The organism is Klebsiella sp. ZJOU C1, assembly GCF_035620215.1.
Lineage (GTDB): Bacteria > Pseudomonadota > Gammaproteobacteria > Enterobacterales > Enterobacteriaceae > Klebsiella > Klebsiella variicola.
Genome location: NZ_CP141644.1, coordinates 4,312,068 through 4,329,391, shown reverse-complemented (window position 1 = coordinate 4,329,391; position 17,324 = coordinate 4,312,068). Strand labels below are relative to the sequence as shown.

The following is a 17,324-nucleotide window of genomic DNA, read 5'->3' as shown; positions in this document are numbered from 1 at the left end:
TCAATTGTGTGTTCAGGCGTGGGATGCCTGGGCCCGGGCCTGGCGCGCTCTGGCGTCGGCAGCGGCCTGTTCAACGGGAATATCTTCAAAGCCGAGGATCAGCGTCAGGGCAAACGACAGCACCACCGACAGCGCCATCACGCCAAATACCCAGACGATAGTCATCGGATTGGCTGGATCGAAAAACTGCACGCTGGTAAACAGCCCTGGCGCCGCCATCGAATGGCTGGCCAGACCGGCGATTCCCGCCACCGCGCCGCAGATAAAGCCGCTGATTAAGCTGGCGATCAGCGGGCGCTTCAGGCGCACCGCCACGCCGTACAGCGCCGGTTCGGAAATCCCGGCCAGAATCGCCGATGCCGCGGCGGCCAGCGCCGTCTGGCGCAGCTCCGGGTTTTTGGTTTTCCACGCCACCGCCAGCGACGATCCGCCCAGCGACAGGTTGGCGCCGATCTCCGATGGCATCACCATGCCTTCTTTGCCGGTTTCGGCGATGGTCTGAATGATGGTTGGCGTAAAGACGCGGTGCATCCCGGTCATCACCAGCAGTGGCCACAGCCCGCCCATGATCGCCACCGACAGCCAGCCGAGATAGCTGTGGATCGTATACACCAGCGCGGAAATGGCGCTACCGATCCAGATGCCCAGCGGGCCAATCAGCAGGATCGCCAGCGGGGCGGCGATCAGCACGATCAGCATCGGCTTAAGGAAGTTTTTCGTCACCGCCGGGGTAATGCGATCCACCCAGCGCTCGATATACGACAGGCACCAGGTCATCACCAGCGCCGGGATCACCGTGTAGGTGTATTTCACCGCGGTAACCGGAATAAAGGCAAATTCAACGTGTTCGCCCTGGGCGGCTTTGGCCATCAACTCGATAAACCCGGGATGCACCAGCACCCCGGCGATGGCGATGGCCAGCGACATATTGGTTTTGAATTTCACCGCCGCGGAGGCGGCCACCATCAGCGGCAGGAAGAAAAATGCGCCATCGCCGATAAGCGCCAGAAGTGTCAGCGTCGGCGAGCCTTTCGGCAGTGCGCCGCTCATCTCAAGGATCATTGCCAGCAGCTTGACCATCGATCCGCCGATAATCGCCGGGATCAGCGGCGACATGGTGCCGATCAGCGCGTCAAGGATCCCGGCGCCGATGCGTTTCAGGGTTAGCGGCGCTTTGCCCTGCGGCTCAGCCGGGCGCAGGTCGCCAGGCAGCAGATTCACGACCTCGCGGTAGGCCTGGGAAACGGTATTGCCGATGATCACCTGGCACTGGTTATCGCTGCGCACAACGCCGAGTACCCCGGTCAGGCCTTTCAGGGTGGGGCTATCGACCTTTTCGTCGTCTTTGACCACGAAGCGCAGACGGGTCATGCAGTGGGTCACGGCGGCGACGTTATCGACTCCGCCGATTGCCGCGACTATCTGTTGCGCCAGGGCTGCATAATTTTTCGACATCGGATTTTATCCTGTTTATCAATAGGGTACTGATCTGCTACCGCGCCGCATCGCCGGGCGATACCATGTTTATATAGGAAACCGGTTCCACAAAATCATGGTGAGTTTCATTTGATTGCACAAGGAATAAAAAAAGATGATCTCAATTTTGTGATTTTGATCGCGAAGCGTCGCCGTGAGCCGGATCGCGGTGGTGAACAGGGGAATGCTGTAAAAGCGGGAAACGTGCAGTACACTGCCTGCAACTTTTGCAACAGGAAGAATCACATGGCAACGATGCTGGAGGTCGCAAAGCGCGCGGGGGTATCGAAGGCAACCGTTTCGCGGGTACTGTCGGGCAACGGCTATGTCAGTCAGGAGACCAAAGACCGGGTGTTTAAGGCAGTGGCGGAGAGCGGCTATCGGCCTAATCTGCTGGCGCGCAACCTGGCGACCAAAACGACGCAAACCCTGGGCCTGGTGGTGACCAACACCCTGTACCACGGCGTCTATTTCAGCGAGCTGCTGTATCACGTGGCGCGGATGACGGAAGACAAGGGACGACAGCTGATCCTGGCCGACGGCAAGTACAGCGCGCAAGAGGAGCGGGAGGCGATCCAGTACCTGCTGGACCTGCGCTGCGATGCGATTATCATCTACCCGCGCTTTCTCACCGTTGACGAGATGGACGAGATCGTTGAGAACCACTCGCAGCCGATCATGGTGCTTAATCGCCGCCTGCGCCGCCACGCCAGCCACTGCGTCTGGTCCGATCAAAAAGCCTCGGCGATGCGGGTGGTGGAGCGGCTGATTGCGCTTGGCCATCGCGATATCGCCTTTATTACCGGTTCCCTTGACTCACCCACCGGCGTCGAACGCCTCGCCGGCTACAAAGACGCGTTGGCTGGCCACGGCATCGCCCTGAACGAGGCGCTCATCGCGGAGGGGCGCTGGACGCCGGAAACCGGCGCGGCGGCGGTGGAGAGCCTGCGTCAACGCGGGGTGACCTACAGCGCGCTGGTGGCGAGCAATGACGATATGGCGATCGGAGCGATGAAGCAGCTTCACCAGCTGGGCGTTAAGGTTCCGGATCAGGTCTCGGTGGTGGGGTTTGATGATATTGTGCTGGCGCCGTATATGGTGCCGTCGCTCGCCAGCGTTCGGGTACCGGTGACGGAGATGATTAAAGAGAGCATCAATCGGCTGATATTTATGCTGGATGGTGGGGAGTTCAACTTTCAGCAGAGCTTCCCCGGGGCGCTAATTGAGCGTGATTCACTGGTGGCGGGTCCCTGTGCCTGACGTCGTCAGCTGTCATCGTCACTACTGACGATGACAGCAAATGTTCGATTTAATTCTCTTAACTATCAATAATATAAAAACTGGAACGTATTATGCATACTCCGGCGCCTAACCTTCTTACTGCTGGAGAAATGGATGAACCGTTTCATTATCGCCGATGCGAGCAAATGTATCGGCTGTCGCACTTGCGAAGTGGCCTGCGTGGTGTCCCATCAGGAACATCAGGATTGCGCCGCCCTGACGCCTCACACCTTTCAACCGCGTATTCACGTGATCAAAGGGGTCAATGTCTCCACGGCGACCGCCTGCCGTCAGTGTGAAGACGCCCCCTGCGCCAACGTCTGCCCGAACGGCGCCATTAGCCGCGATAAAGGCTTTGTCCATGTGATGCAGGAGCGCTGCATCGGCTGCAAAACCTGCGTTGTTGCCTGCCCGTACGGGGCGATGGAGGTGGTGGTGCGCCCGGTGATCCGCCATAGCGGTGCCGGACTGAACGTCGTGGCGGAAAAAGCCGAAGCCAACAAGTGCGACCTCTGCTTCCACCGCGAGAGCGGCCCGGCCTGCATGGAAGTCTGCCCGACGCACGCCCTGGTGTGCGTTGACCGCAATAAACTCGAGCAGATGAATATCGAGAAACGTCGCCGTACGGCGCTGGCCTGGTAAGTCGTGGCATGAACGGGGTGCAAATCCGCATTCGCGGTAAAGTGCAGGGGGTGGGGTTCCGCCCCTTTGTCTGGCAGCTGGCCCGGACGCAGGCCCGCTGCGGCGATGTCTGTAATGACGGTGACGGCGTCCTGGTGCGGCTGGCCGGGGGCGACGATGGTTTTACTGCCGCTCTGGCTGACCACTGCCCGCCGCTGGCGCGTATCGACAGCACCGACTGCACCCCTTATTGCTGGACGGCCACGCCGAAGGATTTCACCATCCGCGAGAGCGGGGCGGGATGCATGCGCACTCAGATTGTGCCCGATGCCGCGACCTGTCCGGCGTGCCTCGCGGAGATGAACGATCCCCGGGCGCGCCGCTACCGCTACCCCTTTATCAACTGCACCCACTGCGGGCCGCGGTTAACCATTATCCGCGCCATGCCCTACGACCGGCCTTTCACCGCAATGGCGCCGTTCCCGCTCTGTTCCCCTTGTGAGGCGGAGTTCCGCGATCCTGCGGATCGCCGTTTTCACGCCCAGCCGGTGGCCTGCCCCGACTGCGGGCCGCGGCTGGAATGGCGGGCAGAGGGGGAAACGCTGAACAGCGAGGCGGCGCTGCAGGCGGCCATCACGCGGCTGGCGGCAGGCGACATCGTGGCGATAAAAGGCATCGGCGGCTTTCATTTGGCCTGCGATGCCGGTAATCCCGCTGCCGTTGCCACGCTGCGGGCGAGGAAACACCGTCCGGCGAAACCGCTGGCGGTAATGTTGCCGTCAGCGGCGGGCTTACCCGCCGACGCCGCGGCGCTGATGGGCTCCCCGGCGGCGCCCATCGTACTGATTGCTAAAGCGCAGGTCTCCGGCCTGTGTGACAAGATTGCGCCAGGACTTGCGGAAGTAGGGGTGATGCTGCCGTCTAATCCGCTGCAGCATTTGCTTCTGCAGGCCCTGGCGCGCCCCATCGTCATGACCTCCGGCAACCTTAGCGGCCGTCCGCCGGCGTTAAGTAATGCTCAGGCGCTCAACGACTTAGCCGACATTGCCGACGGCTTTCTCTTGCATAATCGCGACATCCTGCAGCGAATGGATGATTCGCTGGTGCGGTCAAGCGGTGAAATGCTGCGCCGCGCCCGGGGCTACGTCCCGGATGCGCTGCCGCTGCCGCCGGGGCTACGAGACATCCCGCCGCTGCTGGCTCTCGGCGCGGATATGAAAAATACCTTCTGCCTGGCGCGCGGCAGCGAAGCGCTGCTGAGCCAGCACTTTGGCGATCTTGGCGAGGAAGGCGTTGAACAGCAGTGGCGCAGCACCCTGCAACTGATGCAAAGCATTTACGCGTTTGTGCCGCAGCGGGTGGTGGTTGATGCCCATTCCGGCTATCGTTCAACGCAGTGGGCGGCGTCCCTGTCGCTGCCGGTGGAGACGGTGCTGCATCACCATGCTCATGCTGCGGCGTGCCTGGCCGAGCACCGCTGGCCGCTTGACGGCGGCGACGTTATCGCCCTGACCCTCGACGGCATCGGCATGGGGGAGAACGGCGCGCTGTGGGGCGGGGAGTGCCTGCGGGTTAACTATCGCCAGTGCGAACATCTTGGCGGGTTGCCGGCCGTCGCGCTGCCGGGCGGTGACCTGGCGGCGCGCCAGCCGTGGCGAAATCTGCTGGCTCAGTGCCTGGCCTTTGTCCCTGACTGGCAGGATTATCCGCAGACCGCCCCCCTCCGCCAGCGCAACTGGCCGCTGCTGGCGCAGGCCATCGATCGCGGCATTAACGCGCCGCGCGCCTCGTCCTGCGGACGGCTGTTTGATGCCGTCGCCTGTGCGCTGGATTGTGCGCCGGAGAGCCTGAGCTATGAAGGCGAAGCAGCCTGTCGGCTGGAGGCGCTGGCCGCCAGCTGCCCCGGCGTCAGCCACCCGGTTACGCTGCCGTGGCGCGACGACGTGCTGGACTTAGCCACCTTCTGGCGACAGTGGCTGAACTGGCAGGCGACCCCGGCGCAGAAAGCCTGGGCCTTCCATGACGCCCTGGCCTGTGGGCTGGCGGCGATGGCCCGCGACTGCGCCACTGCCCGCGGTATCGAGACGATGGTCTGCAGCGGCGGGGTGCTGCACAACCGCTTGCTGGCGGCGCGATTGACCTTTTATCTGGCGGATTTTACTCTGCTGTTGGCGCAGCAGTTGCCGGCCGGCGACGGCGCAATCGCATATGGTCAGGCGGTGATCGCCGCCGCCCGCGGGCAGGCTCAAGGAACACAACAATGATAATGACAGTTTTACGCCAGCAGCCGCGCGCTGCGGGACTGGTGTTGGGGTTGATCGCGGCAAACTTACTGGCCTGGTGCTGGGCGCTGCAGGCCTTTGGCGACAGCGGCGCGCTGATGGCCGCCAGCCTGCTGGCCTGGGGCTACGGCCTGCGCCACGCAGTTGATGCCGACCACATCGCGGCGATTGATAACGTGACCCGCAAGATGATGCAGCAGGGGCGGCGGCCATTCGCTGTCGGGGCCTGGTTCTCGCTGGGCCACTCATCGATTGTGGTATTGGCCTCGGCGGCGATTGCCGCGACCGCCACGGCCTTCAGCGCGCAGATGAGCTGGCTGCATGACACCGGTAGCGTCATCGGCACCGCCGTGTCGGCCCTGTTTTTACTGGCGATGGCTTTTATCAACCTGGTGATTTTACGCAGCGTGTGGCGCAGCTTTCGGGCGTGGAAGCGCGGTGAGAAGGTGAGCGACGAAATCGTCAGCGGCGGCGGCATAATGAGCTGGCTGTTTGGCAAAACCTTCCGTCTGGTCAGCCGCAGCTGGCAGATGTACCTGGTCGGCTTCCTGTTCGGCCTCGGTTTTGATACCGCTACCGAAATCGGCGTGCTGGGTATCTCCGCCGCCGGCGCGTCGAGCGGGATTTCCGTCTGGTCGATTATGGTCTTCCCGGCGCTGTTCGCCAGTGGTATGGCGCTGGTGGATACCCTCGATAACGTGCTGATGGTCGGCGCCTACGGCTGGGCGTTCAGCAAACCGCAGCGCAAGCTTTATTACAATATGACCATCACCGGCACCTCGGTGGTGGTGGCGCTGTTTATCGGCGGCCTGGAAGCGCTGGGCCTGCTAATGGATAAGTTTGCGCTCAGTGGCGGGATATGGCGCTGGGTGGGGATGTTAAACGATAACCTTGGCGATGCCGGATTTGTGGTGGTCGGGTTGTTTGTCGCCTGTTGGGCGCTGTCGGTGCTTAACTACCGCTGGCGCGGCTACGACAATCTGGCGCGTTAGCTGCAGCATTTTCCCGGCTTGCGCTGCGCTAAGCCGGGCTACCCTACCTGCCCGGCGGCGCTGCTCTGCGCAGGCTGACCCAGGTCCTGGTGAGGCATCGCTCTGCGTCAATAATTTCAATTACTTAACTCATTGAAAAATTATTATTTTTTATCAAATCTTCATTTTCCCCCGTTTTAACGACCCGAAGCATCTGTGATTTACCTCTTATTTACATAATTTAAACCACTCGTTAACTGGATAAAAACACGACAGCCTCGTTATAGTAGTTTTGTAAAATAAAACTAAGTTGTACAGAGTGCAACAATGGCGAGATGTTCATGGAGATCGTTACCGCGCCGCACCTTGCGGCCAGAAACGTGTGGCTTGCGTTACCTGGTGAAGCAACATGACAACCCAGGCAGCCCATCCTCATCTCCGGACGCGGCAAAACGGACGCATCAGGCTGAAGTCACTTATTTCGTCACTACATCGTTTTCCTGATAAACATAATGAAACCCTGCGAGGAAACCATGACCGATCAATTACCGAACCGCGCTATCGATAACGATGCGCTGGAAAAAGAGACCATGCGGCGGGTTATCTGGCGCATCCTGCCTTTCCTGGTTGTCAGCTACCTGGTGTCGATTATTGACCGGGGCAATATTGGTATGGCTGCGCTGCAGATGAATGAGGATCTGGGCCTGAGTAAGGCGGCTTTTGGCTTCGCCAGCAGTTTGTATTTTGTCGCCTATTTTATCTTTGAGGTGCCCAGCAACCTGGCGATGCAGAAGGTGGGGGCCCGCTTGTGGATCCCGCGCATTATGATCAGTTGGGGAGTGGTATCGATGTGTATGGCGCTGGTGCAAAACACCACCTCCCTTTACATCGTCCGTTTTTTACTGGGCGCTGCCGAAGCGGGCTTTTTCCCGGGCGTGGTGCTCTATCTTACCTGGTGGATCCCGTCACGCTACCGTGCGCGCATCATTGCCTCTTTTATGGTGGCCATTCCGCTGGCTAACTTTATCGGCTCACCGCTTTCAGGGCTGATCCTGATGCTGGATGGCTGGTTAGGGCTGCGCGGCTGGCATCTGTTATTCATTATTGAAGGGTTGCCGGCGGTGCTGCTGGGGATTGCCGCTTTCTTTATTTTGCGCGACCGCCCGCATCAGGCTGCCTGGTTAAACGACCGGCAGAAGACGTGGCTGGAAAACACGCTTCAGGCGGAGCGCCAACAGCAGAAACAGATCGGCCATACCACCACATGGCAACTGTTGAAGCATCGCCAAATCTGGCTGATGGCGTTGATTTACGCCGGTGCGTCGTCTGCCGGCACCACGCTTAGCGTCTGGTCTCCACAGCTGCTGAAGTCGTTCCATCTTGATAACCTGACCACCGGGCTGCTGAATGCCATCCCCTATGGTCTGGCCTCGGTGCTGATGATTGTCTGGGGACGTAGTTCGGACCGGAACAATGAACGCCGCTGGCACACGGCTCTCACCCTCTTTATGATTGCGGCTGGCGTGTTCGCGGCGTTTATCAATCTGTCGCTTCCGGCCACCATTATGATCCTCAGTACCATACTGATTGGCGCTTATGCGGCGAAGGGCCCCTTCTGGGCGCTGGCATCGGGCTGGATGAGCAGCACGTCAGCCGCCGCCGGGCTGGCGGCCATCGGCGCGATCGCCAACCTGATTGGCGGCGCGGTGATGGTGAATGCCTATGGCATTATTAGCGAACGGACAGGAAGCCATACGCTGGCGATGCTGCCGCTGGCCGCCTTGTGTCTGGCAGGCGGCATTGCGGTGCTGGCCATGGGACGGCGTTACTCGCAGACTGCCAGGCAGGAAAAACAGATGACCCATTAATAAGCAAAGGCGGGATTTTTCCCGCCTTCTTAGCCAATCTTACTCTTTCAGACCGTAAAACCTTTCGCAGAATGGCTTGCTGGCGCCTAGCTTGAGCGACAGGCGGTTGGCCGTCTCCTGCATGAGCTGGCTGATGCCGTTTTCTTTACGATCTTCCGTCAGACGCGATGCCGGCCCGGTCAGGGCCAGCGCCGCGATCAGTTTATCGTGGACGCCAAACACCGGCATTGCGAAGGCCGCGGTGTGCGGGTCGCGCGCGCCGGAGGTATAGAACGGCAGCGTCGGTTCGTCTTCCTGCAACGATTCACCCAATCCCCAGTGGCGTAAAACCTTGCTGATAGCGGAACCATCCAGCGGGAACTGGCTGCCGGGCAGGTTGCTGTGGCGTAATCCCTGGGAGGCTTCGGCGCGGAACAGACACAGGCGCTGTCCCCCCTCAATCACATACCAGCTCGCGCTTTCGCTGGAGGCCTGTGACAGCGCCTGCAATTCCGGCTGTACGACTCTGGCAAGTTCAAATGATTGCTCATAGAGCTTGCCGAGATAGAGCAGACGGTGGCCGAGCGTATAGGTGCCATCGTCGTGCCGGATGATGTAGTTCATTCGCTCAAGCGAATTCATCAGGCGATAAACGGTTGTTTTGTGATATCCCGAAAGCTGGGCCAGCTCCGTTAACGTCAGACTGTCATTACCGGGACGGAAGCAATCAAGTAAAGCCAGCGCCTTTTCAACGGCAATTACGCCTTCATTCCCCATCATGTTCTCCTTTTTGCCGAACAAAATTGTACCTGAATTTTGTGAGTAACTTCGTGTTTACATCACAAACAACTTCGCAACACTGGCGAAAAGCGAAGCAATGCTCGTATAGTTGTTTTATATAGTACACGTGAGTTGTATCTAGTAAAACAAATGGAGAGTAACCATGCCTGCTTCGCAACAGAAACTCATCAACTTTGATATTGCGCGTGTTGACGCGGAAGAGGTCCGCCAGGCCGCCGAATTTCAGGCCGCCATTCTGGCTGACGTGGCCGGACGCCGTGGCACATTACATGGCCGCATCAAGCCGCTGGCGCCGCATATGGCGGTTGCCGGGCCAGCGATTACCGTAGAGGTCCGCCCGGGGGATAACCTCGCTATTCACGCCGCAATGGCCGTCGCCAAACCTGGCGATGTGCTGGTCATCGACGGGAAGGGCGATCTCTCCTGCGCGCTGCTGGGAGAGATCATGGCCACGCAGGCCCAGGCCAGCGGTATCGCAGGGATTATCATTGACGGTGCCGTTCGCGATGCGGAAACCTTAAGTAACCAACTCTTTCCGGTTTTCGCCGCCGGCCTGAATCCGTGCGGCCCCACCAAGTTCATTCCAGGCAGGGTCAATCACGCTATTTCAGTCGGTGGCGCCGCCGTGCAGGCAGGTGACTTAGTGGTAGGGGATATTGACGGCGTGGTCGTTATCCCGCGCGATGAAGTTCGCACCATCATCGAACTGGCGAAAGGCAAACTGGCGATGGAATCAAAACGTCTGGTTGCTATCCGCGACGGCGACCTTCGTCCGCACTGGCTGGAGAGCGCTCTGCGTCAGGCAGGGATGCTGAGCGAAGGGGAGACACTGCCATGAGCGCTAAAAACGTCATCCTGATTACCGGCAGCGATTTGGCTGCAGCAGCGCTGGAGATGCTGGAAGATTACGAGCTTGTCTTTGCCGGCCGCCAGCCAACAGAATCCCAGCTGATAGCCTTGTGCCAGCAGCACAATCCGCTCGCGATACTGGTGCGCTATGGCAAAATCACGGCCGCCGTCATGGATGCCGCCCCGGCATTGAAGGTGATTGCCAAACATGGCAGCGGCATTGATGTCATTGACGTTGAGGCGGCCACCGCGCGCGGCATAATGGTTCGCGCGGCGACGGGGGCCAATGCCGCCGCGGTTTCCGAACACACCTGGGCGTTAATTCTGGCCTGTGCCAAGTCGGTAATTCCGCTTGACCGCCGCCTGCGTGAAGGGCACTGGGATAAATCAACGCATAAATCACTCGAACTTGAGGGCAGAACGCTGGGACTGGTCGGCCTCGGCGCTATTGGCAGCCGTGTGGCGAAAATTGCCGTCGCCTTTGGTATGAAGGTTCTGGCTTACGATCCCTACGCGAAAACGGTCCCGCCGGAATGTGAACGTGTTGACGAACTCAAAGACCTGCTGATGCAGGCCGATGTTCTGTCCCTTCATTGTCCCTTGACGCAACACAACAGAGGAATGATCAATGCCGCCACGCTGGCGCAGTGTAAGCCGGGCGCTATCCTGGTGAATACTGCGCGCGGCGGGTTGATTGACGATGTGGCGCTGGCCGCAGCATTAAAAGCGGGGACCTTGCGCTGGGCGGCGCTCGACAGCTTTCACAGTGAACCACTCACCACGCCGCATATCTGGCAGGCGATTGATAATGTCATTCTGTCTCCGCATGTGGGTGGCGTTAGCGATGCCTCTTACGTGAAAATGGGGACCGCCGCCGCAGCCAACATTCTGCAGGTGCTGCAGGAGTCGGCTCAGACAGAAACAACGTTTTGAGTGTTAACCGAACCTGCGCTCCCGGTTAATTTTTCGGCACTCTGTTTTCCGTGGCGCAGGGAGCGGCCAGACGCCGCCCCCTGCGCCGGCGGCGCTGCGCTTGCGCGGGCCTACAGTATATGAGCTTACGGGCGGCCTCCGTAGGCCGGGTAAGCGTAGCGCCACCCGGCAAAACAGGGCTGCCTGGACGGTAATCAACTCACCAGTTGCTTGAGCAGCGCAAAGGCTTCTTTCATCTTGTCTTCGCTGACCACAAAGGCACGCAGTTGATTCTCTGCATCCAGGCCTTTCGCCACCAGCCCCTCTTTGGCGGCCACGATATTCCACGTCAGATCGTCGCGGCGGGTGTCGCCGGCCAGATGCAGCGGCAGATCCGGCGTTTTCACTTTCACCAGCATTGGCGGCAAGATGAGCTCGCCCGTTTGCGCCAGCAGGTTTTTACTCAGGCACATGGCGCTGAGTAAAATCGGCTGCAGGAACGGCAGTACCGTACCGTTGATTTCCGCACAGTCGCCGAGGGCGTAAATCGCCGGGTCGCTGGTTTGCAGTTGATTATTGACCACCACGCCGCGGTTAATCTGCAATCCGGCATGGCGCGCCAGCGACGTTTCCGGGCGCAGGCCGGCGGCGGCCACCACCGCATCGACGGTTAACGCGCGCTGGCGATCGAGGCTGACGCGGATGCCGTCGGCGGTGTGTTCCAGCCCTTCGAGCTGCGTTTTCAGCATCAGATGTACGCCCATCTCGGTAAGCCGATGCTGCAGGCGGCTACTGGCCTCCGGCGGCATCAGCGCCGCCAGCACGCTGGCTGAGTTATCGACTACCGTTACCGCTTTACCGGCGCGGCAGAAATCCATCGCCAGTTCGCAGCCAATCAGGCCGCCGCCGACGATCAGCACGCGCTTCGCGTCGTGCAGCTGGCTCTGCGCCGCGCCATATTCGCGCTGGCTGTTCAGCGTCAGCATTAGCTCGCGTCCCGGCACCGGCGGGATAAACGGCGTCGCCCCGGTGGCCAGCACCAGTTTGTCATAGCGCCACTGGTTATCCTGGCTCTTCACTAACCGTTTTTCGGCGTCGATATCGCTCACCCAGGTATGGGGAAACAGACGCAGATTATACTGCTCGGCGAACTCGCCGGCGCTTTGCAGGGTCAGATCGTCGGCCTTCTGCCCGCGGCTGATGACATGGCTGAGGTCCGGTTTGTTGTATTCATCCATGCTATCGGCGGCGATTAACGTCAGCGGGATTTGCGTATCCTGCTTACGGATATTTTTCACCAGCTGGCGGGCCGCGAAGCCCGAGCCGATGATGACGATGCCATCACTCATTTTGCCTCCGTCGCCAGTACGTCAAAGACATCTTTGCCAAGAGAACACTCTGGGCAGAGGAAATTGTCCGGCACTTCACTCCACGGCGTACCCGGCTGGACATCCTGGTTAGGTTCGCCTTTCGCCGGGTCATAGACCCACTGGCACACGCTGCACTGCATCATGGGACCGAGATCGGCGGCCGCGGCGGCGGCACAGGCACAGTCCGGTTGTTCCGGCGTTGTCGCTGCTTCAGCAACCGGCAGCGGAGAGAGGGCCCACTGGCGGGCGATGTCGCGTCCGTGTTGGCGGCACAATTCCAGCGCGTCGATATCCGGGCGCCATTTGGCTTTCAGGCTCAGCGACATCTCAAAGCCGGCATCCTGCAGGCGGGTGGACAGGCGGTCTACCGCGCCGCCGCTCCAGCCGTGTGAGCCAAAGGCGCTGGCGCGTTTATTGCGAAAACGCAGCCCGGTCATCTCTTCCACCAGCCCGGCGATTTTCGGCATCATCACGTTGTTCATGGTGGAGGTGCCCACCAGCACACCTTTCGAGCGGAAAACGTTGGTGAGAATGTCGTTTTTGTCGCTGCGGGCGACGTTAAAGATTTTCACCGCCACCCGTGGATCAACCTCGGTGATCCCCTGAGCGATGGCGTCCGCCATCATGCGGGTGTTATTGGACATGGTGTCGTAGAAGAGGGTGATGCGATCTTCCTGATAATCCGCCGCCCACTCGAGGTATTTCTCGACGATTTGCGTCGGGTTATCGCGCCAGACCACGCCGTGGGAGGTGGCAATCATCTCCACCGGCAGGTTGAAGCCGAGGATTTCAGTAATTTTCGGCGTCACCAGGCGGCTGAAGGGCGTCAGGATGTTGGCGTAGTAGCGTTGGCACTGTTCGTACAGTTCAATCTGGTCCACTTCATCGTTGAACAGGTGTTCGTCGCAGTAGTGCTGGCCGAAGGCGTCGTTGCTGAACAGCACCGCGTCGCCGGTCAGGTAGGTCATCATGCTGTCAGGCCAGTGCAGCATCGGCGTTTCCACGAAGATCAGCTGTTTACCATTACCGATATCGAGAGTATCGCCGGTTTTCACCACGTGGAAGTTCCACTCAGGATGATGATGGTGGCCGTTGATCGAGTCGATAGCGTTGGCGGTGCAGTAGATCGGCGTATCCGGGATCTGCATCATCAGCTCAGTCAGCGCGCCGGCATGGTCCTCTTCGGCGTGGTTAATGACGATATAGTCGAGGTCGGCCAGATCGATTTCGCTGCGCAGGTTCTGCACGAACTCGCGGCTGAATTTATGATCGACGGTATCAATCAGCACGTTCTTCTCTTCGCGGATGAGATAGCTGTTGTAGCTGCTGCCGCGCAGCGTTTTATATTCGGTGCCGTGGAAATCACGCACTTCCCAGTCACGTTGGCCAACCCAAAGAATGTTATTTTTAACCGCAATAGACATAGCAACCTCAATCAATACAGTGTGTTTAAACTCAGTTGACTGGCTTATATCAAGTTACATGCCAACTTTTTAATTCATTGATAATTATCTATTTTTAATTTTTTCTGATTTTGGTTGCTGTCAAAATGACAATAGCTAAAATAGTCTATATGACAATGCGTGTTGTCAAAATGACAATGGAGCGGCAATGAGTTTTTCCGTCGACGAGCTGGCGAGAATCGCCATTGATTTACAAAGCGATATTGGTCACACCGACCGCTTTTCGCGCCTGATTACTACCCTGCGGCAGATCCTCGGCTGCGATGCCTCGGCGCTGCTGCGCTATGAGGCGCATCAGTTTGTGCCGCTGGCGATCGATGGCCTGGCGCAGGATGTGCTTGGTCGGCGCTTTGCCCTGGAAGGACACCCGCGGCTTGAGGCGATTGCGCGCGCCGGGGATGTGGTGCGCTTCCCGGCGGATAGCGATTTGCCCGACCCCTATGACGGGCTGATCCCCGGTCATGAGAGCCTGAAGGTTCACGCCTGCGTTGGCCTGCCGTTGTTTGCCGGACAGACGCTGATTGGCGCGCTGACCCTTGATGGTATGGATGCCGACCGTTTCGATAGCTTCAGCGATGAAGAGCTGCGGCTGATTGCCGCGCTGGTGGCCGGCGCGCTGAACAACGCGCTGCTCATCGCCCGCCTTGAGGCGCAAAACGTGTTGCCGGCGCAGCCGGTCAATTATGCGCAACCTGAGCGCCAGGAAATTATCGGCCTGTCAGCGCCCATGCTGCAGCTGAAAAAAGAGATCGATATCGTCGCCGCCTCGGATTTAAACGTGCTGATAAGCGGCGAAACCGGCACCGGTAAAGAGCTGGTGGCGAAAGCGGTGCACCAGGGATCGCCGCGAGCCGCCAATCCGCTGGTCTATCTCAACTGCGCGGCGCTGCCGGAAAGCGTGGCGGAGAGCGAGCTGTTTGGCCATGTGAAAGGGGCGTTTACCGGGGCTATCAGCAACCGCAGCGGTAAATTTGAGATGGCTGATAACGGCACCCTGTTCCTTGATGAAATTGGCGAACTGTCGCTGGCGTTGCAGGCGAAGCTGCTGCGCGTGCTGCAGTATGGTGATATTCAGCGCGTCGGCGATGACCGCAGTCTGCGGGTCGATGTGCGGGTGCTGGCGGCGACGAACCGCGATCTGCGCCAGGAGGTGGTGGAAGGGCGCTTTCGCGCCGATCTGTACCATCGCCTGAGCGTCTTCCCGCTGTCGGTTCCGGCGCTACGCGAACGGGAAAACGATGTGGTGCTGCTGGCGGGCTATTTCTGTGAGCAGTGCCGCCTGCGGATGGGGCTGGCGCGGGTCATTTTGGCTGAGGCGGCGCGAAACAGGCTGCAGCAGTGGTCCTGGCCGGGCAACGTGCGCGAACTGGAGCATGCTATTCACCGGGCGGTGGTGCTGGCGCGGGCCACCCAGGCCGGCGATGAAGTGGTGCTGGAGCCGCAGCATTTCCAGTTTGCGGTGGCCGCGCCGATGTTACCGACTGAGACGGTGGCAGCGGCACCCGCGATAGAGAAGGTCAATCTGCGCAAGGCGACCGACTCTTTTCAGCGGGAAGCGATTAGCCGCGCGCTCGAGGCGAACCAGCGCAACTGGGCGGCGACCGCCCGTGCGCTGGAACTGGACGTCGCCAACCTGCATCGGCTGGCGAAACGTCTGGGACTTAAAGGATCCCCGCCTGGTAAAAATTCTGCAGGTTGATGGCGCCGACCAGTTGACCGTTTTCATCCACGACCGGCGCGGCGCTGATTTTGTGTTTCATCAGTCGCTCTTTGGCTTCCACCGCGCGGCTTTCCGCCTGCAGCGTTACGCCGTTGCGGGTCATCGCCCGAGTGACGCTATCGTTGAGCGTACCGCCAGCAACCAGCCAGCGGCGCAGGTCGCCGTCGGTGAAAACGCCCTGCACGCGGTTGGTTTCATCGCAGACCGCCACCAGGCCGAGCCCGGTTCGGCTGAGTTCAAGCATGGCGTCCATGACGTTGGCCCCGGCATCGACCCGCGGCACTTCTTCGTCGCGGCGCATCAGGTGATGCACCTTATTCAGCAGACGCGCGCCGAGGGCGCCCGCCGGATGGGAACGGGCGAAATCTTCTTCATTGAAACCGCGCGCCTGCATCACCGCCATCGCCAGCGCGTCGCCCAGCATCAGGGTGTTAACGGTGCTGGAGGTCGGCGCCAGATGCATTGGACAGGCTTCGCGCTCCACGGCGATATCCAGCACCGCTTTCGCCGCCAGCGCCAGCGGCGAGGTGGATTTGCCGGTCATCGCCAGCAGAGGAATGGATTTCTCTTCCAGCCGCGGCACGATGAGATCCAGCTCTTTTGCGCTACCGGAGTAGGAGATAAACAGCATCACGTCGCGGCTATCGAGCATACCGAGATCGCCATGCAGGGCTTCCGCCGGATGGACGAAAAAGGCCGGGGTGCCGGTGCTGGCGAAGGTTGCCGCCAGCTTTTTACCGATGTGGCCGGATTTACCGATACCGGAGACAATCAGTTTGCCCTCGCAGTGGATGATGGTTTCCGCCGCGCGGATGAAGTCGTCGCCCAGGCGTTCCGGCAGGCGGCTCGCCTCCTGCAGCTCAAGCATCAGGGTCTGGCGTCCGGCCTCTAACAAAAAGTTACTCATGATGTTCTCCAGTAATAATGACTTCAATACCTTTGGCTTCCAGCGCCCGCTGGAATTCAGGGTCAATCTCGGCATCGGTAATCAATTTATCCACGCGTTCAAGGCCGCAGACAATGTTGGGACTTTTACGGCCAAACTTGGATGAGTCGGCCATCAGGATCACTTCGCGGGCGGCGTTACACATCGCCTTACTGACGGTATAGACCTCGTTAAAGGTGGTGACGCCCGCCACCAGATCAATGCCGTCGGTGCCCATAAACAGCTTGTCGAAGCTGAATTGTTCGAAGGCGTTTTCCGCCAGCTGGCCGTGGAATGAAGCCGATTTTTTACGGAAGGTGCCGCCCGGCATCAGGATGGTCTGCTCGTTATCGAACTCGGAAAGGGCGTTGACGATATGCAGGCTGTTGGTCATCACCGTGATGTTATTGAAGCGGCTCAGCAACGGCACCATTTGCAGCACGGTACTGCCGGCGTCGAGGATAATTGAATCGCCATCGTGGATGTAGCGTACGGCGGCCTCGGCAATCTGCGCTTTCTTGTGGGTGTTGATCAGCGTCTTGTGGTCGATAGGCGGGTCGGCCTCGTCTTTATTCAACACTACGCCGCCGTAGGTGCGGATGACGGTCCCGGCATTCTCCAGAATCACCAGATCCTTGCGGATAGTGGTGCCGGTGGTGTCGAAGTGTTGCGCCAGCTCTTCGACCGAGCATTTGCCCTGCGATTGCAGGTGCTCGAGAATGGCTGCCTGGCGCTGACGTGGTTTCATAGGCGTTGTATCCTGCGTTTAAGTTTCGAAGTGATAATTTCGCAAGATATTAACTTTC

The 17,324-nt window shown here is 59.6% G+C and carries 14 protein-coding genes; 8 read left to right on the top strand and 6 right to left on the bottom strand.

Annotation, left to right across the window (positions count from 1 at the left end):
• Window positions 1-12: 12 nt before the first annotated feature.
• The gene (ascF, locus tag SPE70_RS20685; RefSeq protein ID WP_012967363.1) at window positions 13-1,455 is read right to left on the bottom strand and encodes a PTS cellobiose/arbutin/salicin transporter subunit IIBC; all 1,443 of its coding nucleotides are present in this window, start codon (window positions 1,453-1,455) and stop codon (window positions 13-15) included.
• 267 nt (window positions 1,456-1,722) lie between these two features.
• On the opposite strand from ascF, the gene SPE70_RS20680 reads away from it, so the two are divergent.
• The 5 genes from SPE70_RS20680 to SPE70_RS20660 all read left to right on the top strand — a co-directional run bounded on the left by SPE70_RS20680 (window position 1,723) and on the right by SPE70_RS20660 (window position 8,499).
• On the top strand, window positions 1,723-2,736 hold the full coding sequence (locus SPE70_RS20680) for a LacI family DNA-binding transcriptional regulator (protein WP_136047551.1): 1,014 nt from the start codon (window positions 1,723-1,725) through the stop codon (window positions 2,734-2,736).
• A 135-nt stretch (window positions 2,737-2,871) separates the two neighbouring features.
• The gene (hydN, locus tag SPE70_RS20675) at window positions 2,872-3,399 is read left to right on the top strand and encodes an electron transport protein HydN (protein WP_008806174.1); all 528 of its coding nucleotides are present in this window, start codon (window positions 2,872-2,874) and stop codon (window positions 3,397-3,399) included.
• 8 nt (window positions 3,400-3,407) lie between these two features.
• Window positions 3,408-5,642: a carbamoyltransferase HypF gene (hypF, locus tag SPE70_RS20670; RefSeq protein WP_049010201.1), complete on the top strand. Its 2,235-nt coding sequence runs from the start codon at window positions 3,408-3,410 to the stop codon at window positions 5,640-5,642.
• The gene (locus SPE70_RS20665; protein WP_016161693.1) at window positions 5,639-6,652 is read left to right on the top strand and encodes a HoxN/HupN/NixA family nickel/cobalt transporter; all 1,014 of its coding nucleotides are present in this window, start codon (window positions 5,639-5,641) and stop codon (window positions 6,650-6,652) included. The genes hypF and SPE70_RS20665 overlap by 4 nt, the downstream gene beginning before the upstream one ends.
• A gap of 512 nt (window positions 6,653-7,164) precedes the next feature.
• Window positions 7,165-8,499 carry an MFS transporter gene (locus tag SPE70_RS20660; protein WP_012967366.1) on the top strand — a complete coding sequence of 445 codons (1,335 nt, stop codon included), beginning with the start codon at window positions 7,165-7,167 and terminating at the stop codon, window positions 8,497-8,499.
• Window positions 8,500-8,538: 39 nt separating this feature from the next.
• On the opposite strand, the gene SPE70_RS20655 is transcribed toward SPE70_RS20660, so the two are convergent.
• Window positions 8,539-9,255, bottom strand: coding sequence for an IclR family transcriptional regulator (locus SPE70_RS20655; RefSeq protein WP_008806170.1), 717 nt, complete (start codon window positions 9,253-9,255; stop codon window positions 8,539-8,541).
• A 166-nt stretch (window positions 9,256-9,421) separates the two neighbouring features.
• Between SPE70_RS20655 and SPE70_RS20650 the strand changes: the two genes are divergently transcribed.
• Both SPE70_RS20650 and SPE70_RS20645 read left to right on the top strand, forming a co-directional pair.
• The gene (locus tag SPE70_RS20650; protein WP_012967367.1) at window positions 9,422-10,117 is read left to right on the top strand and encodes an RraA family protein; all 696 of its coding nucleotides are present in this window, start codon (window positions 9,422-9,424) and stop codon (window positions 10,115-10,117) included.
• On the top strand, window positions 10,114-11,061 hold the full coding sequence (locus SPE70_RS20645; RefSeq protein ID WP_008806168.1) for a hydroxyacid dehydrogenase: 948 nt from the start codon (window positions 10,114-10,116) through the stop codon (window positions 11,059-11,061). Before SPE70_RS20650 ends, SPE70_RS20645 begins: the two co-directional genes overlap by 4 nt.
• A 194-nt stretch (window positions 11,062-11,255) precedes the next feature.
• Here SPE70_RS20645 and norW read toward each other — a convergent pair whose 3' ends face one another.
• On the bottom strand, window positions 11,256-12,389 hold the full coding sequence (gene norW, locus SPE70_RS20640; protein ID WP_063105685.1) for an NADH:flavorubredoxin reductase NorW: 1,134 nt from the start codon (window positions 12,387-12,389) through the stop codon (window positions 11,256-11,258).
• Complete coding sequence (gene norV, locus SPE70_RS20635; RefSeq protein WP_063105684.1) at window positions 12,386-13,834, bottom strand: anaerobic nitric oxide reductase flavorubredoxin; 1,449 nt, start codon at window positions 13,832-13,834, stop codon at window positions 12,386-12,388. Before norV ends, norW begins: the two co-directional genes overlap by 4 nt.
• A 187-nt stretch (window positions 13,835-14,021) precedes the next feature.
• Between norV and norR the strand changes: the two genes are divergently transcribed.
• Window positions 14,022-15,572: a nitric oxide reductase transcriptional regulator NorR gene (gene norR / locus SPE70_RS20630; RefSeq protein ID WP_044650042.1), complete on the top strand. Its 1,551-nt coding sequence runs from the start codon at window positions 14,022-14,024 to the stop codon at window positions 15,570-15,572.
• Here norR and gutQ read toward each other — a convergent pair.
• The gene (gutQ, locus tag SPE70_RS20625) at window positions 15,535-16,500 is read right to left on the bottom strand and encodes an arabinose-5-phosphate isomerase GutQ (RefSeq protein WP_008806164.1); all 966 of its coding nucleotides are present in this window, start codon (window positions 16,498-16,500) and stop codon (window positions 15,535-15,537) included. The two genes, norR and gutQ, sit on opposite strands and share 38 nt — an antisense overlap.
• Complete coding sequence (gene srlR / locus SPE70_RS20620; protein ID WP_012540780.1) at window positions 16,493-17,266, bottom strand: glucitol operon DNA-binding transcriptional repressor SrlR; 774 nt, start codon at window positions 17,264-17,266, stop codon at window positions 16,493-16,495. The genes gutQ and srlR overlap by 8 nt, the downstream gene beginning before the upstream one ends.
• Window positions 17,267-17,324 lie beyond the last annotated feature (58 nt).

Excerpts from the sequence above, each read along its gene's own strand:
- ascF (WP_012967363.1), bottom strand. The coding sequence starts at position 1,455 with ATGTCGAAAAATTATGCAGCCCTGGCGCAACAGATAGTCGCGGCAATC.
- SPE70_RS20680 (WP_136047551.1), top strand. The coding sequence starts at position 1,723 with ATGGCAACGATGCTGGAGGTCGCAAAGCGCGCGGGGGTATCGAAGGCA.
- hydN (WP_008806174.1), top strand. The coding sequence starts at position 2,872 with ATGAACCGTTTCATTATCGCCGATGCGAGCAAATGTATCGGCTGTCGC.
- hypF (WP_049010201.1), top strand. The coding sequence starts at position 3,408 with ATGAACGGGGTGCAAATCCGCATTCGCGGTAAAGTGCAGGGGGTGGGG.
- SPE70_RS20665 (WP_016161693.1), top strand. The coding sequence starts at position 5,639 with ATGATAATGACAGTTTTACGCCAGCAGCCGCGCGCTGCGGGACTGGTG.
- SPE70_RS20660 (WP_012967366.1), top strand. The coding sequence starts at position 7,165 with ATGACCGATCAATTACCGAACCGCGCTATCGATAACGATGCGCTGGAA.
- SPE70_RS20655 (WP_008806170.1), bottom strand. The coding sequence starts at position 9,255 with ATGGGGAATGAAGGCGTAATTGCCGTTGAAAAGGCGCTGGCTTTACTT.
- SPE70_RS20650 (WP_012967367.1), top strand. The coding sequence starts at position 9,422 with ATGCCTGCTTCGCAACAGAAACTCATCAACTTTGATATTGCGCGTGTT.
- SPE70_RS20645 (WP_008806168.1), top strand. The coding sequence starts at position 10,114 with ATGAGCGCTAAAAACGTCATCCTGATTACCGGCAGCGATTTGGCTGCA.
- norW (WP_063105685.1), bottom strand. The coding sequence starts at position 12,389 with ATGAGTGATGGCATCGTCATCATCGGCTCGGGCTTCGCGGCCCGCCAG.
- norV (WP_063105684.1), bottom strand. The coding sequence starts at position 13,834 with ATGTCTATTGCGGTTAAAAATAACATTCTTTGGGTTGGCCAACGTGAC.
- norR (WP_044650042.1), top strand. The coding sequence starts at position 14,022 with ATGAGTTTTTCCGTCGACGAGCTGGCGAGAATCGCCATTGATTTACAA.
- gutQ (WP_008806164.1), bottom strand. The coding sequence starts at position 16,500 with ATGAGTAACTTTTTGTTAGAGGCCGGACGCCAGACCCTGATGCTTGAG.
- srlR (WP_012540780.1), bottom strand. The coding sequence starts at position 17,266 with ATGAAACCACGTCAGCGCCAGGCAGCCATTCTCGAGCACCTGCAATCG.